The sequence below is a fragment of the Palleronia salina genome (assembly GCF_900141995.1).
Lineage (GTDB): Bacteria > Pseudomonadota > Alphaproteobacteria > Rhodobacterales > Rhodobacteraceae > Palleronia > Palleronia salina.
The window spans coordinates 90446-103620 of sequence record NZ_FQZA01000006.1 but is presented as its reverse complement, the minus strand read 5'-3'; the positions used below and the strand labels follow the sequence as shown (position 1 = coordinate 103620).

At 66.2% G+C, this 13175-nt stretch carries 15 protein-coding genes; 5 read left to right on the top strand and 10 right to left on the bottom strand.

Annotation, left to right across the window (positions count from 1 at the left end; genetic code table 11):
• The 3 genes from BUB76_RS10505 (at position 1) to BUB76_RS10495 (ending at position 2540) form a co-directional block, all read left to right on the top strand.
• On the top strand, positions 1-804 hold the full coding sequence (locus BUB76_RS10505; RefSeq protein ID WP_073128740.1) for a purine-nucleoside phosphorylase: 804 nt from the start codon (positions 1-3) through the stop codon (positions 802-804).
• Between the two features lie 75 nt (positions 805-879).
• Positions 880-1791, top strand: a complete 912-nt coding sequence (locus BUB76_RS10500; RefSeq protein WP_073128739.1) for a sulfite exporter TauE/SafE family protein — start codon at positions 880-882, stop codon at positions 1789-1791.
• Positions 1788-2540: a TIGR02186 family protein gene (locus BUB76_RS10495; protein WP_073128738.1), complete on the top strand. Its 753-nt coding sequence runs from the start codon at positions 1788-1790 to the stop codon at positions 2538-2540. Before BUB76_RS10500 ends, BUB76_RS10495 begins: the two co-directional genes overlap by 4 nt.
• 13 nt (positions 2541-2553) lie before the next feature.
• On the opposite strand, the gene BUB76_RS10490 is transcribed toward BUB76_RS10495, so the two are convergent.
• The 6 genes from BUB76_RS10490 to BUB76_RS10465 form a co-directional block, all read right to left on the bottom strand.
• The gene (locus tag BUB76_RS10490) at positions 2554-3096 is read right to left on the bottom strand and encodes a helix-turn-helix transcriptional regulator (protein ID WP_073128737.1); all 543 of its coding nucleotides are present in this window, start codon (positions 3094-3096) and stop codon (positions 2554-2556) included.
• 10 nt (positions 3097-3106) lie between these two features.
• Positions 3107-3631: a cytochrome b/b6 domain-containing protein gene (locus BUB76_RS10485; protein ID WP_073128736.1), complete on the bottom strand. Its 525-nt coding sequence runs from the start codon at positions 3629-3631 to the stop codon at positions 3107-3109.
• Between the two features lie 64 nt (positions 3632-3695).
• Positions 3696-3950 carry a PepSY domain-containing protein gene (locus tag BUB76_RS10480; RefSeq protein WP_073128735.1) on the bottom strand — a complete coding sequence of 85 codons (255 nt, stop codon included), beginning with the start codon at positions 3948-3950 and terminating at the stop codon, positions 3696-3698.
• A gap of 151 nt (positions 3951-4101) precedes the next feature.
• Positions 4102-5640 carry an ATP-dependent DNA helicase gene (locus BUB76_RS10475; protein ID WP_073128734.1) on the bottom strand — a complete coding sequence of 513 codons (1539 nt, stop codon included), beginning with the start codon at positions 5638-5640 and terminating at the stop codon, positions 4102-4104.
• A 123-nt stretch (positions 5641-5763) separates the two neighbouring features.
• Positions 5764-7053, bottom strand: a complete 1290-nt coding sequence (ccrA, locus tag BUB76_RS10470; RefSeq protein WP_073128733.1) for a crotonyl-CoA carboxylase/reductase — start codon at positions 7051-7053, stop codon at positions 5764-5766.
• A gap of 103 nt (positions 7054-7156) precedes the next feature.
• Positions 7157-8557 carry a 1-acyl-sn-glycerol-3-phosphate acyltransferase gene (locus BUB76_RS10465; protein ID WP_073128817.1) on the bottom strand — a complete coding sequence of 467 codons (1401 nt, stop codon included), beginning with the start codon at positions 8555-8557 and terminating at the stop codon, positions 7157-7159.
• A gap of 147 nt (positions 8558-8704) precedes the next feature.
• On the opposite strand from BUB76_RS10465, the gene BUB76_RS10460 reads away from it, so the two are divergent.
• Entirely contained in the window at positions 8705-10663 is a 1959-nt protein-coding gene (locus tag BUB76_RS10460; RefSeq protein WP_073128732.1) for a methylmalonyl-CoA mutase family protein, read from the top strand.
• 121 nt (positions 10664-10784) lie between these two features.
• Positions 10785-11093: an H-NS histone family protein gene (locus BUB76_RS10455; RefSeq protein WP_073128731.1), complete on the top strand. Its 309-nt coding sequence runs from the start codon at positions 10785-10787 to the stop codon at positions 11091-11093.
• Between the two features lie 358 nt (positions 11094-11451).
• On the opposite strand, the gene BUB76_RS10450 is transcribed toward BUB76_RS10455, so the two are convergent.
• The 4 genes from BUB76_RS10450 to BUB76_RS10435 are packed head-to-tail and all read right to left on the bottom strand — an operon-like array spanning position 11452 to position 13152.
• Positions 11452-12231 (bottom strand): succinate dehydrogenase iron-sulfur subunit, encoded by a 780-nt coding sequence (locus tag BUB76_RS10450; protein WP_073128730.1) that lies wholly within the window; start codon positions 12229-12231, stop codon positions 11452-11454.
• Between the two features lie 20 nt (positions 12232-12251).
• The gene (locus BUB76_RS10445; protein WP_073128729.1) at positions 12252-12578 is read right to left on the bottom strand and encodes a hypothetical protein; all 327 of its coding nucleotides are present in this window, start codon (positions 12576-12578) and stop codon (positions 12252-12254) included.
• Positions 12575-12856, bottom strand: a complete 282-nt coding sequence (locus BUB76_RS10440; protein WP_073128728.1) for a hypothetical protein — start codon at positions 12854-12856, stop codon at positions 12575-12577. The genes BUB76_RS10445 and BUB76_RS10440 overlap by 4 nt, the downstream gene beginning before the upstream one ends.
• Positions 12847-13152, bottom strand: coding sequence for a hypothetical protein (locus BUB76_RS10435; RefSeq protein WP_073128727.1), 306 nt, complete (start codon positions 13150-13152; stop codon positions 12847-12849). Before BUB76_RS10435 ends, BUB76_RS10440 begins: the two co-directional genes overlap by 10 nt.
• Positions 13153-13175 lie beyond the last annotated feature (23 nt).

Here is a 13175-nt window from a genome sequence, read left to right as displayed (position 1 = left end):
ATGTCCCGCGCCGCAGACGACCTCGCCCGTTTCATCCGCGACCGGGCGGGCGACGCGCCCGTGCGGCTGGGCCTGATCCTGGGCTCGGGGCTGGGCCATCTGGCCGAGCAGGTGGACGGCGTCGCCATCCCCTACGACCAGCTGCCGGGCTTTCCGCACGCGGGCGTGTCGGGCCACAACCCCAAGCTGGTGGTGGGCGAATTGGAGGGCCAGCGCATCGCCGTGCTGGGCGGGCGCGCGCATTACTACGAGAAGGGCGACCCGTCGGCCATGCGCCTGCCGCTCGAGGTGCTGAAGGCGCTGGGGGCCGAGGGGCTGATCGCCACCAACGCGGCCGGATCGCTCGACCCCGAGATGCCCACGGGCAGCGCCATGCTGCTGAACGACCACATCAATTTCTCGGGCCTGAACCCGCTGATCGGCGAGCCGACCGACGCGCGATTCGTGCCGATGACCGATGCCCACGATCCCGACTGGCGCGCGGCGCTGCGCGACGCGGCCAAGGAGACCGACACGCATCTGCACGAAGGCGTCTATGCCTGGTACTCCGGTCCCAGTTTCGAAACGCCCGCCGAGATCCGGGCCCTGCGGATCCTGGGTGCGGATGCGGTGGGCATGTCCACCGTGCCCGAGGTGATCCTCGCACGCTTCCTGGGGCTGCGGGTCGCGGCGATCAGCGCGATCACCAACATGGCGGCGGGCCTGTCGGCCGAGAAGATCGGCCACGAACACACCAAGGAAATGGCCCCCCTCGGCGCCGCGAAACTGGAGAAAATCCTGCGCAGCTTCCTGTCGCGCCTGTGATTTATCGCGTCCGACGCTCTGGATTTTTCGCATCGGCAATGCTTTGAAGGGATAACGGCCCCACCGAGGCTTTCCATGCAGATCTACCTTCCCATCGCCGAGGTGTCGGTCAATGCCTTCCTGCTCCTCGGGCTGGGCGGCTTGGTGGGTGTGCTGTCCGGCATGTTCGGTGTGGGCGGCGGGTTCCTGATGACGCCGCTGCTGTTCTTCATCGGCATTCCCCCCGCCGTGGCCGTGGCGACCGAGGCGAACCAGATCGTGGCCTCGTCCTTCTCGGCTGTCCTCGCGCATCTGCGACGCAAGACCGTGGACCTGAGGATGGGCACGGTCCTTCTGGTGGGCGGTCTCATAGGATCGGCCCTGGGGGTCTGGGTGTTCAACATCCTGCGGTCCATGGGCCAGGTCGACCTGCTGGTGAAGCTCAGCTACGTGATCTTCCTGGGCGCGATCGGCGGGCTGATGTTCATCGAGTCGCTGAACACCATCCGCAACACCCGCAAGGGCAAGGCGCCCAAGCGCAAGCACCACACCTGGATCCACGCCCTGCCCTTCAAGATGAAGTTCCGCACATCGGGGCTGTACATCTCGGTCATCCCGCCCGCGCTGGTCGGTGTCTTCGTTGGCGTGCTGAGCGCGATCATGGGCGTGGGCGGCGGGTTCATCATGGTGCCGGCGATGATCTACCTGCTGGGGATGCCCACCAAGGTCGTGGTCGGCACGTCGCTGTTCCAGATCATCTTCGTGACGGCCTTCACCACGCTTCTGCACGCCACCACGAACTACACCGTCGACATGATCCTGGCGGTGCTGCTGCTGGTGGGCGGCGTGGTGGGCGCGCAGGTGGGCGCGCGTATCGGCGTGTACCTGAAGGCCGAGCAGTTGCGCATCCTGCTGGCGGTGATGGTCCTGCTGGTCTGCGGCAAGCTGGCGCTGGACCTGCTGATCGAACCGGCCGAGCTGTATTCCATCGGGACGGCGGGCCATTGATCCGGGCGCTGATCTTCCTGCTGGCGCTCGCCCTGCCCGCCAAGGCCGAAGACCTGGTGGCGGGCTTGTCGCAGAACCGCATCGCCATTTCGTCCAGCTTCGACGGCTCCGAGATCCTGATCTTCGGCGCGGTGAAACGGCAGGCCCCCATTCCCGAGGGACAGCTGGGCATGATCGTCACGGTCGAGGGGCCGCAAAGGCCGCTCACCGTGCGCCGCAAGGACAAGCAGGCGATCATCTGGGTGAACTCGGCCGCGGTCGAGATCGACCACGCGCCCAGCTTCTATGCCGTGAACACCTCGGGGCCCCTGGACGACGTGCTGAGCAACACGTCCGACCTGCGCCACCGGATCACCGTGCGACAGGCGATCCGGTCCGTGGGCGCGCCCATGGACGTGCAGGACGCGTCCGCCTTCACCGACGCGCTGGTGCGCATCCGCGAGCGGCAGGAACTTTACCAGCTGAACATCGGCGCGGTCGAGGTCAGCGACCAGACGCTGTTCAAAACCCGGGTCGAGCTGCCCGCGAACCTGGTCGAGGGCGACTATACCTCGCGCATTTTCCTCACGCGTGAGGGCGCCGTGGTCGCCGAATACGCCGCCACGATCGACGTGGCCAAGGTGGGGCTGGAGCGCTTTCTCTACACGCTGGCCCACGAAAATGCCCTGATCTACGGGCTGATGTCTCTCGCCATCGCCATCGCCGCGGGCTGGGGCGCGTCGGCCATGTTCCGCTACCTGCAAAGCTGAGGGCGATGGGCCGCTACTGCGCGGCGACATGACCTTCCGTGTGCGGCGCGCCATCGGTCGGGCCCGCCATGAGGCTGTCGATCAAAAGGCTCAGCAACTGCCCGCGATTGTGGGTGCCGGACTTGCGGTAGATCGCGTTCAGATGCGCCTTGACCGTGCCCTCGGCACAGCCGCGGATCCGGGCGATTTCCGCGATCTCGAAACCCTTGACCAGGAAGGTCGCAACGTCCGTCTCGGACGGTGACAGCTTCCAGCGGGTGAAATGCGCCTCGATCACCTCGTGCACGGCGGCGCTGGCGATTTGCAGGTTCCGCTCCAGCCGCGCCTTGCTGCGCATCAGGTCGCGCAGATACCGGGCCTCGAAACCGATGGCCGCCAGCAGGGCGAAGGTCGCGACCGCCTCGATGCTCAGGTGAAAGCTGGCGCCCTCCGTGCCCAGCTGCGCGCGCGCGTCTGCCACCAGATCGCCGAGGAAGAACACGACACAGCCGGCCTGCACCGCCATCATGGCGGTCAGACCGGCCGGCAATCGCGTGTCGGGGACAAGGCGGATCATGGGTGCCAGATTATCCCGGCGGCATGTCCTTGTAACCCCGGACCATGGCGCCCGGCAGGTTCACGCCCGTGCGATGGCTTTCGTAAAGCACCGCCAGGATGTGAACCATCACCGAGATCTCGGTCCAGCTCACGGCGATCTCGTGCAGCTCCTCGGGCCATTCGACGCCCCAGAAGGCATCGGTGGTCATCAGCCAGCCCGAGACGCCCACCACCAGCAGCGCCAGCAACAGGTTGTAGATCATCAAAGCGCCCAGCGGCGTGTGACCCGCATGGGCGTCGCGCCGCCCCGAGAGCATGTCCGCCGCCTGCTGCCGGGCACCGGACACGCTGGGCGGAAAGCTGGCGAAGCGGGCGTAGCGGCTGCCGACGAAGCCCCAGAGGACGCGCAGCAGCAGCAGCCCCACGACGAAATAGCCCACCCATTGATGCAGCTTGCTGTCGTCGTCGATGACCAGCGCGTTGGCGGCGAACGCGAGGACAAGGGACCAGTGAAAGACGCGGACCGCCGGGTCCCAGACCTGAATACGGTTCATGGTGTCATCTCCCTCTTGACCGAGATGAAGCTGGCCGCCGGAGCGGATCCCGGCGGCCCGGCTGTCAGTCGTCGTTCTCGGTGCGGACCACCGCGAGATCGGCGTCGAGAAAGACCTCGTATTTGTGGCCGTCCTTGCGGGCGTAGGCCTCGTACAGGCCGTCCTCGATCTTGATCTTCCCGACCTCGTAGCCTTGCTCGGCCAGGATCTGGCGGATCTGGGCGGTCGTGTCATCGCTCAGCTTGACGTCGGAGCTGGCGAAGGCCGCCCCGGCCATGGTGCCGGCCAGAAGAAGGGTGGTGAGGGTTTTCGTGAACATGGGATGTCTCTTTCGATGCGTTGTGGCTGTGGCGCGGAACGACCAGCGTCCCGGCCCCCCATGACCTGCGCTCTGATCGCGCACGGCGCCATTGCACCGCAGTTGCAGAGCGGTGCCGAAAGCCGCTTCTCAGCGGCCCTATAACCGGGGTTTAGGGCGTCTCGGGCGCGTCTTCGCCGTCGAGCTCCAGGGCCGCAGCGGGCGTTTTCAGGTCGTCGATGCCCAGCGGCTCGGTCGGACGGCCGAGACGGTTGCGCATGACCCAGAACAGCCGCTCTTCCGCGCGGGTGATCGCCACGTAGGCGAGCCGCTTCCACAGCGGCACGCCCGCCTCCATCCGCCCGACGCGCGCGGCGGCGTAGAGATCGGGGGCGAAGACCTGCACGTCGGGCCATTGCGAGCCCTGCGACTTGTGGATCGTCACCGCCGCGCCGTGCAGGAAGGTCGCGCCCATGCGCGCGGCGAAGGGGATGAACGGCTCGTCCTCGCCGGGCATCTCGATCTTCACGATGGAGGCTACGTTCACCTGCGGGTCGGGCGCGCCCACGACGTGCAGCTTGGAAAAGCCGGGCCGCGATCCGGCCCCGCGATAGATCACCTGAGCGCCCTTGATGAGGCCCCGCGCCTCGAGGTCGATGCGTTTCTTGCGGTGCTTCAGCGGCAGCTCGATCCCATCGCAGATCAGCGGCTCGCCCGGCAGAAGCTGGTCGGTCGGCGCGGAATAGGCGGTGCGGAAGGCGTGGATCAGGCGGACGCGCGTGGCGTTGCGCCAGACCAGCACGGGGCTGCGGGCCATCAGCGCCGCCTCGACCCGGCTTCCCATGACCACGCGGTCGTCCTTGCGCGATGCGTCCTCGACCATGCGCTCGAACTGCTCGAACCCCAGGTCGGGATCGGCCAGCGCGTGGGCGAGGTCCAGGATCGGGTTGTCGGCGTCCTGGCGGTGCACACGGTTGAGGTTGGCGATGCGCGGCGCGGGCAGGTCGTCGAAGACCATGCTGCCCGACTGCTGCACCGGGGCCAGCTGCGCCGGGTCGCCGAACAGGATGAGCGTCGGAAAGATCTCCTGCAGGTCCTCGAACTGCTTCTTGTCCAGCATCGACGACTCGTCGACCATGCCGATATCCAGCAGCTCTTCCCGGCGTTTCCAGCCGGTGATGAAGTCCGATCCGCGCAGCCCCGCCGCCGCCAGCGCCCCTGGGATCGAGTTGTGCTGCTGGAAGAAAGCGTGGGCCCGGTCCAGCATGATCTCCTCCAGTCCCTCGATCGTGGGCCGGTCGCCCTGCCCCGACAGCCATTCGGCGATCCGCTCGTATTCGGGATCGTAGACCGGGGTGTAGAGGATGCGGTGGATCGTTGTGGCCGGCACGCCGCGCGTGCGCAGCACCGACGCGGCCTTGTTGGTCGGTGCGAGGATCGCCAGCGTGCGGCGGTCCTTGCGGCGCCGCGACTCGTAATCGCCCGAGATCACGTCGACCCCGGCCTCTTTCAGCGCGGCGTAGAGCTGCGCCAGAAGCAGCGTCTTGCCCGACCCGGCCTTGCCGGTGATCGCCATGATCGCCGATTTGCCGTCGGTCAGCGGGCGGGTGCCGCCCGTGTCCAGGTCGATCCCGGCACCGGCCAGCAACTCGGACACCCGGTCGCGGGCGGTCTGCTGGTCTTGGGACAGGACATGGGCGGGAACGGACATCGCCCCCTCATAATGGCGCGGGCGCGGGATGCCCAGCGGCGATCTGGGCGCAGGGCCCCTTCGCAACGCTGTCGAAGACGCGTGGGCGGGACCGGACCCTTTCGTCCGCTCCCGCCCGCTGAATCAAACTCCGGTCGGGCCGGCTTCGATCACGTCCTCGATCGTGCGCAGGCCGGTCTTGGGCGCCTGCACCAGGACGGCCATGTTGCCGGGCTTGTGCTGGTTCTTGCGCATCTTGGTGTGCGCGGCCGGGATCTCGGCCCAGGGGAACACCTCGGACATGCAGGGATCCAGCCGCCGCTCGACCATCAGCTTGTTGGCCGACGCGGCCTGCTTGAGGTGGGCGAAATGGCTGCCCTGGATGCGCTTCTGGTGCATCCAGACATAACGCGCGTCCATGGTCAGGTTATAGCCCGTGGTGCCGGCGCAGATGACGACCATGCCGCCCTGCTTGACCACGAAGGTCGAGATCGGGAACGTCGCCTCGCCCGGGTGTTCGAAGACCATGTCGACATTCACGCCCTTGCCGGTGATGTCCCAGATCGCCTTGCCGAACTTGCGCGCCTCGGCGAACCACGCCTTGTACTCGTCGGTGCCGACCTTGGGCAGCTGCCCCCAGCAATCGAAATCCTTGCGGTTGATGACGCCCTTTGCGCCCAGCCCCATGACGAAATCGCGCTTGTCCTCTTCCGAGATCACCGCGATGGCGTTCGCACCTGCGGTGTTGATCAGCTGGATGGCATAGGAGCCGAGGCCGCCCGAGGCGCCCCAGACCAGCACGTTCTGGCCGGGCTTCAGCTCGTGCGGGTGGTGGCCGAACAGCATCCGGTAGGCGGTGGCCAGCGTCAGGGTGTAGCAGGCCGACTCTTCCCAGGTCAGGTGCTTGGGCCGCGGCATCAGCTGCTGGGCCTGCACGCAGGTGAATTGCGCGAACGAGCCGTCCGGCGTCTCGTAGCCCCAGATCCGCTGGCTGGGCGAGAACATGGGATCGCCGCCGTTGCATTCCTCGTCGTCGCCGTCGTCCTGATTGCAGTGGATAACGACCTCGTCGCCCACCTTCCAGTTCTTGACCTTGTCGCCGACGGCCCAGACCACGCCCGCGGCGTCGGATCCAGCGATGTGGTAATCGGCCTTGTGAACGTCGAACATCGAGATGGGGATGCCGAGACCGGCCCAGATCCCGTTGTAGTTCACCCCGGCCGCCATCACGAGGACCAGCACCTCGTGGCTGTCGGGCTTGGGCACGTCCACGACTTCAAGCTGGAACGCCTGCTCGGGCTCGCCCTGGCGGTCACGCCGGATGGCCCAGGCATGCATCTTCTCGGGCACGTGGCCCAGGGGGGGCATCTCGCCCACGGCGTAAAGAGATTTGGCCTCGGACGGCCGCGTCATGGTGTCGACATCCCCGGACATGCGCTGATTCCTTCCAGTTGTCGCCGCGCTGCAGCGGCATTCCCGGAACGAAGTAGGCGGAAAGCCGAAATAATGCAACTACCACCAAGGTGTTTTTGTAATTTTATGACCCGACGGCAGTTTCGGCGGGCTCAGGCTCCTGCAGCGCAGCATCGATCAGGGGCGCGGATGCCGCGTAGAACTGAAGGACGCGGTCGGACTTTTCGGCCAGGATCAGCGTGCCGTCCTCACGCTCCTCGACCAGCCGGCGCAGCTTGAGCATGTCGATGCCGGCATCGGTTGTGCGCTCGATGCTGCCGCGCCGCAGATGCACGGGATAGGCCGCGTCGATCCAGGCCGGCACCCGGCCCGAGATCCAGTCGCGCACCGCGTCGTGGGACCGCGCCCCGTCCAGCAGCGCGGCGGCCACCATGGGCACCGGAAGGATCGGCACGTTCTCGCGGATGCGGTTCATAAGGTGGGTCGCCACGGCCGTGACCTCGCCCCGGTCGGTAGCCCGCAACTCTTTCAGGGAGACCGGCCGCCCGAAGCTGACGGCGGCATAGCCGAACCGCCGCGCCCGCAGCGTCACCCGGCGCCACAGCCAGCGCAGCGCGAAGGCCGTTCCCGTAAGAAATGAGCCGCGGAAGCGCCGATTGCCCGTGCGCCCGGCCTCGATCAGGATGCGATCCTCGATCACCCGGTCGTAGTTCAGCGACACCGGGATAAAGACGACATCCCGCTTCGACAGGTCAACGCCCTGCACGATGTAGCTGAGCAGCCCCAGCTTGGCGTCGCCCACGCGGCCGTCCAGGCTCAGGCCGCCCTCGGGAAATATGGCTTGGGTCACACCGTTCTCGATCGCCAGTTGCACATAGCGCGCCAGGACACGGCGATAGAGCGTGTTGCGCGAGCGGCGGCGGATGAAGTAGGCGCCCATGGCCCGCAGGAGGCGGCTGAGCGGCCAGACCTGCGCCCATTCCCCCACCGCGTAGCTGAGCGCCGAGCGCTCGGCCGCAAGGTAAGTGACCAGCACGTAATCCATGTTCGACCGGTGGTTCATCACGAAGACCACCGTGGCCTCGGGGTCGATGCCGGCCAGCGCGTCGTTGTCGATCCGCACCAGCCGGACGTGGAACAGCTGTCGGCTGAGGAATCGCGCCGCGCGGATCGCGAAGGTGAAATAGGCCGAGGCGGAAAAGCTGGGCACGATTTCCCGCGCGTAGCGCTTGGCCTCGGAGAATGCCACGTCCTCGCGCACGCCGGTTTCGCGGGCGTGGTGGGCCACCGCCGCGATCACCTGCGGGTCGTAGATCAGCCGCTGGATCATGTCGTGCCGTCGGGCCAGCTTGAAAGGCTGGATCGGCCGTTCGAGCCGCTTGTTCAGCTCGGCCACCGCCCGCTCCATCCGGCGGCGCAGGAACCAGCGCACTGGCGGGATGAAGAAATGGCTGGCGAAGGTGACCGCCGCGAACAGCAGGATCAGCCAGAACAGCCATAATGGAAGCGTAATGGTTCCGAACATGGCGGCGACCATGGCAACAAAGCGCGCCCTGGTAAATGCGGCGCGTGCAGCGACCGTACCGCCGCGGCGCGGCATTCCCGTTGACAACGGCATTTTATTTCCGTCTAAAGCCTGGCGAAGCAATATTATTACGCCAAGGACCGCGCCATGACCAAAGACAAGCCCTGGCTTTTCCGCACCTACGCCGGCCACTCCACCGCCGCCGCGTCGAACGCGCTTTATCGCGGCAACCTCGCGAAGGGACAGACCGGCCTGTCGGTCGCGTTCGATCTGCCCACGCAGACGGGATACGACAGCGACCACGAGCTGTCGGCGGGCGAGGTCGGCAAGGTCGGCGTGCCGGTGGCGCATCTGGGCGACATGCGCGCGCTGTTCGACCAGATCCCGCTGGAGCAGATGAACACCTCGATGACCATCAACGCGACGGCGCCCTGGCTTCTGGCGCTTTATATCGCGGTGGCCGAGGAACAGGGTGCCGATGTCTCGAAGCTTCAGGGCACCGTGCAGAACGACATCATCAAGGAATACCTGAGCCGGGGCACCTATATCTGCCCGCCGCAGCCGTCCCTGCGGATGATCACCGATGTCGCGGCCTACACGCGCGAGCATCTGCCGAAGTGGAACCCGATGAACGTGTGTTCCTACCACCTGCAAGAGGCCGGCGCGACGCCCGAGCAGGAACTGGCCTTCGCGCTGGCCACCGCCACGGCGGTGCTGGACGACCTGAAGGGCAAGGTCGCCCCCGAGGATTTCCCGGCCATGGTCGGGCGCATCAGCTTCTTCGTGAACGCGGGCATCCGGTTCGTGACCGAGATGTGCAAGATGCGGGCCTTCACCGACCTGTGGGACGAGATCTGCCGCGACCGCTACGGCGTCGAGGACGAGCGCTATCGCCGCTTTCGCTACGGCGTGCAGGTCAACAGCCTTGGCCTGACCGAGCAGCAGCCCGAGAACAACGTCTACCGCATCCTGATCGAGATGCTGGCCGTCACGCTTTCGAAGAAGGCCCGCGCCCGCGCCGTGCAGCTGCCCGCCTGGAACGAGGCTTTGGGCCTGCCGCGCCCCTGGGACCAGCAATGGTCCCTGCGGATGCAGCAGATCATGGCGTTCGAGACCGACCTCCTGGAATACGACGACCTGTTCGACGGCAATCCGGCCGTCGAGCGCAAGGTGGCCGACCTGAAGGACGGTGCCCGCGCCGAGCTTTCGACCATCGACTCCATGGGCGGCGCGGTGGGTGCCATCGACTACATGAAGTCGCGGCTGGTGGAATCGAACGCCGAGCGGATCGCCGGCATCGAGGGCGGCGAGACGACCGTGATCGGCGTGAACCGCTACGAGACGGGCGAGCCGTCGCCGCTGACCTCGGGTCCCGACGCGATCATGGTTGCCGACAAGGACGCCGAGGCCGACCAGATCGCGCGGCTGAACACCTGGCGCGCGTCCCGGGACGAGACCGCCGTGCGCGCCGCGTTGAAGGATCTCCGTCGTGCCGCGCGCGAGGGCACCAACATCATGCCGCCGTCGATCGCCGCGGCCAAGGCGGGCGCCACGACCGGCGAATGGGGCGACATGGTGCGCGCCGCCTTCGGCCAGTATCGCGGGCCAACCGGCGTGTCGGCCGCGCCTTCCAACCGGGTCCAGAACCTCGACGATATCCGCGAGCGCGTCGACATGGTGTCGACGCGGCTGGGCCAGCGCCTGAAGTTCATGATGGGCAAGCCCGGCCTCGACGGCCATTCCAATGGTGCCGAGCAGATCGCCGCCCGGGCCCGCGATTGCGGCATGGCGATCAGCTATGAAGGGATCCGCCTGACCCCTGCCGAAATCGTCGCCCGCGTGGACGAGGAACGGCCCCACGTCCTGGGCCTGTCGATCCTGTCGGGCAGCCACGTGCCATTGGTCACCGAGATCCTGCGGCTGATGCAACAATCCGGCCACCGGGAAATCCCGATCGTGGTGGGCGGAATCATCCCCGAATCCGATGCGCAAACGCTTCTGGCCGCGGGGGTGGCGCGGGTCTACACGCCCAAGGATTTCCGCATGAATACAATCATGGCGGATATCGTAACTCTGGCCGATCCAGATAGGATAGCCGCGGAATAATAAAATCGGGCAATTATCGGCGAAATTGCGCTGCGCGTGACGTCGCGGCACGATTTTCCTTGGAATGGACAAAAACATGTCCTAACGATCCGATTAGTATCTCGGAGTGATAGGACAGAAAATGGCCATCGATCTTGAAAAGATGTCCCGCGAGGAATTGGAATCGCTGAAGAAGGATATCGACAAGGCTCTTGCCTCGCTCGAAACCCGGCGCAAGGCCGAAGCCCGCGCCGCCGCCGAAAAGGCCGCCCGCGAACACGGTTTCTCGCTGGACGATATCGTGAAAGCGGAAAAGAAAGGGAGCAAGTCTCCCCCGAAATACCGCAACCCGGAAGATCCCCGCGCGACCTGGACCGGACGCGGCCGTCAGCCGGCCTGGATCAAGGACGCGCTGGCCCAAGGCAAGTCGCTGGACGATTTCCTGATCTGACGAACGCACACGCTGCGCATTTCGAAAGGGCCCGGCCGGATCGCCGGGCTTTTTCTATTCGAAGGCAGTCGCTGGCCCCGCGTGGCGGACGCGATCGCCACCGTCCATTCCCTGGGCAGGCCGGATCGCGGACCGGCCAATCCTATCCGATTGGATAAGACTTGTCTCAAATGGCTAGGATTTAGCCAATACGATCGCTCGGACCGTTCCCGCCGGATCATTGGCGAGAAAGGACCGCGCGAGTCAGTGCGCCCGGGAATTCGTTCCAGCCCACCCGACACGACGAAAAGAGCTTTGAAAAAAGAAACGCTGCCGCGATCGCGCGCGGCAGCGTTGGAATTGAAGCTCGGAAGCGGGATCAGACCGCGCGTTCGACCATCAGTTTCTTGATCTCGGCGATGGCCGCGGACGGGTTCAGGCCCTTGGGGCAGGTCCGCGCGCAGTTCATGATCGTGTGGCACCGATAGAGCTTGAACGGATCCTCGAGGTCGTCGAGACGCTCGCCCGTGGCCTCGTCCCGGCTGTCGATGATCCAACGATACGCGTGGAGCAGCGCGGCCGGTCCAAGGAACTTGTCGCCGTTCCACCAGTAGCTGGGGCACGCGGTCGAGCACGAGGCGCACATCACGCATTCATAAAGACCGTCGAGTTTCTTGCGGTCCTCGATGCTCTGGCGCCATTCTTTTTGCGGGCGCTGCGTCTTGGTTTCCAGCCAGGGCATCACGGCGGCGTGCTGGGCGTAGAAATGGGTCAGGTCGGGGATCAGATCCTTGACCACCGGCATGTGCGGCAGCGGGTAGATCTTCACGTCGCCCTTCACCTCGTCCATGCCGTAAATGCAGGCCAGCGTGTTGATCCCGTCGATATTCATCGCGCAGGACCCGCAGATCCCTTCGCGGCACGAGCGGCGGAAGGTCAGGGTCGGGTCGATCTCGTTTTTGATCTTGATCAGCGCGTCCAGCATCATCGGGCCGCAGGTATCGAGATCGACGAAATAGGTGTCGACGCGCGGGTTCTCGCCATCCTCGGGGGACCAGCGATAGATCTCGAACTTCTTGATGTTGGTCGCGCCCTCGGGCTTGGGCCAGGTCTTGCCGGTCCGGATCTTGGAATTCTTGGGCAGGGTCAGTTGAACCATGACATCCTCTTCTCTTTAGCTCAGGCGCCGGTGCGCAACAGGGCGGGAAGGCCCTGGCCAACCAGGCATTGTATCGTTGGCGGGCGCGACGCGATGCGCGTCACGACCTCGGTCGTGGCCGCCGTCGGGCCGGTCACGGCGTCCGAGGCCAGGCCCACCAATTCGGGCGTCGTCGCGTTGTCGATGATGCAGTCGATGGCAGGCTGCACCGGGACGCCCGGGAACTGCTGCACGACCACCCGGCTGACCACGCTGCGCGCGGCCGAGCGCGTGACCTGATCGCGGTCGGCGGGCGTGCACGCCGCCAGCAGCCCGGCCAGGCACAGGCTCGTGACGAGTGCTCTCATCGTTCGACATTCACCGTGGCGCCGACCTGCGTGCGCCGCGCCATGCAGTCGTCGTAGACGGCCTGCGGATCGCGGCCGCGGATGAAATCGCTGCTGATGCCGATCTCCAGGTCGGTGGCGACCCCACCGGAGCCGACGCCGATGCCGACGGTGCCGGTCGGGCCCGCCGCGGCGCGCGCCCGGTCGGCGCACACCCGTTGCGCGGCTTCGGGAGACATGGGACCGCAAGCGGCCAGCCCGGCCAGGGATATGATCGCCGCACGGGCGATCACAGGCATCCCTGTTGGCGGCGGAGCGTGTCCTTGATGATATAGCCCGACCCGTTCACGAAGATCGTGTCCGACGGGCGGTGCGGATAGGGACAGAAGAACCGGCGATGCGTCCCGGCCGACACCGTGACCAGCGTTCCGCTGGCATCCACGCAGGTCGTCCCCGCGGCCACGGCACCCGCAGCGGCCAGGTCGGCGCAGCTGGCGTATTGCCCCGTGCCACCGACGCCACCGCCCCATCCACCCGCGAGCGCGGGGCCGGACAGGGCAAGGCCCGCGACCAAGCTCAGAATCAGCGTTTTCATACCGGATCTCCTATCCATGGTGG

Bases quoted from the DNA above. Each gene is read 5' to 3' on its own strand.
- BUB76_RS10465 (WP_073128817.1), bottom strand. From the start codon at position 8,557: ATGTTCGGAACCATTACGCTTCCATTATGGCTGTTCTGGCTGATCCTG.
- BUB76_RS10445 (WP_073128729.1), bottom strand. From the start codon at position 12,578: ATGAGAGCACTCGTCACGAGCCTGTGCCTGGCCGGGCTGCTGGCGGCG.
- BUB76_RS10485 (WP_073128736.1), bottom strand. From the start codon at position 3,631: ATGAACCGTATTCAGGTCTGGGACCCGGCGGTCCGCGTCTTTCACTGG.
- BUB76_RS10455 (WP_073128731.1), top strand. From the start codon at position 10,785: ATGGCCATCGATCTTGAAAAGATGTCCCGCGAGGAATTGGAATCGCTG.
- ccrA (WP_073128733.1), bottom strand. From the start codon at position 7,053: ATGTCCGGGGATGTCGACACCATGACGCGGCCGTCCGAGGCCAAATCT.
- BUB76_RS10450 (WP_073128730.1), bottom strand. From the start codon at position 12,231: ATGGTTCAACTGACCCTGCCCAAGAATTCCAAGATCCGGACCGGCAAG.
- BUB76_RS10490 (WP_073128737.1), bottom strand. From the start codon at position 3,096: ATGATCCGCCTTGTCCCCGACACGCGATTGCCGGCCGGTCTGACCGCC.
- BUB76_RS10500 (WP_073128739.1), top strand. From the start codon at position 880: ATGCAGATCTACCTTCCCATCGCCGAGGTGTCGGTCAATGCCTTCCTG.
- BUB76_RS10475 (WP_073128734.1), bottom strand. From the start codon at position 5,640: ATGTCCGTTCCCGCCCATGTCCTGTCCCAAGACCAGCAGACCGCCCGC.
- BUB76_RS10505 (WP_073128740.1), top strand. From the start codon at position 1: ATGTCCCGCGCCGCAGACGACCTCGCCCGTTTCATCCGCGACCGGGCG.
- BUB76_RS10435 (WP_073128727.1), bottom strand. From the start codon at position 13,152: ATGAAAACGCTGATTCTGAGCTTGGTCGCGGGCCTTGCCCTGTCCGGC.
- BUB76_RS10440 (WP_073128728.1), bottom strand. From the start codon at position 12,856: ATGCCTGTGATCGCCCGTGCGGCGATCATATCCCTGGCCGGGCTGGCC.
- BUB76_RS10480 (WP_073128735.1), bottom strand. From the start codon at position 3,950: ATGTTCACGAAAACCCTCACCACCCTTCTTCTGGCCGGCACCATGGCC.
- BUB76_RS10460 (WP_073128732.1), top strand. From the start codon at position 8,705: ATGACCAAAGACAAGCCCTGGCTTTTCCGCACCTACGCCGGCCACTCC.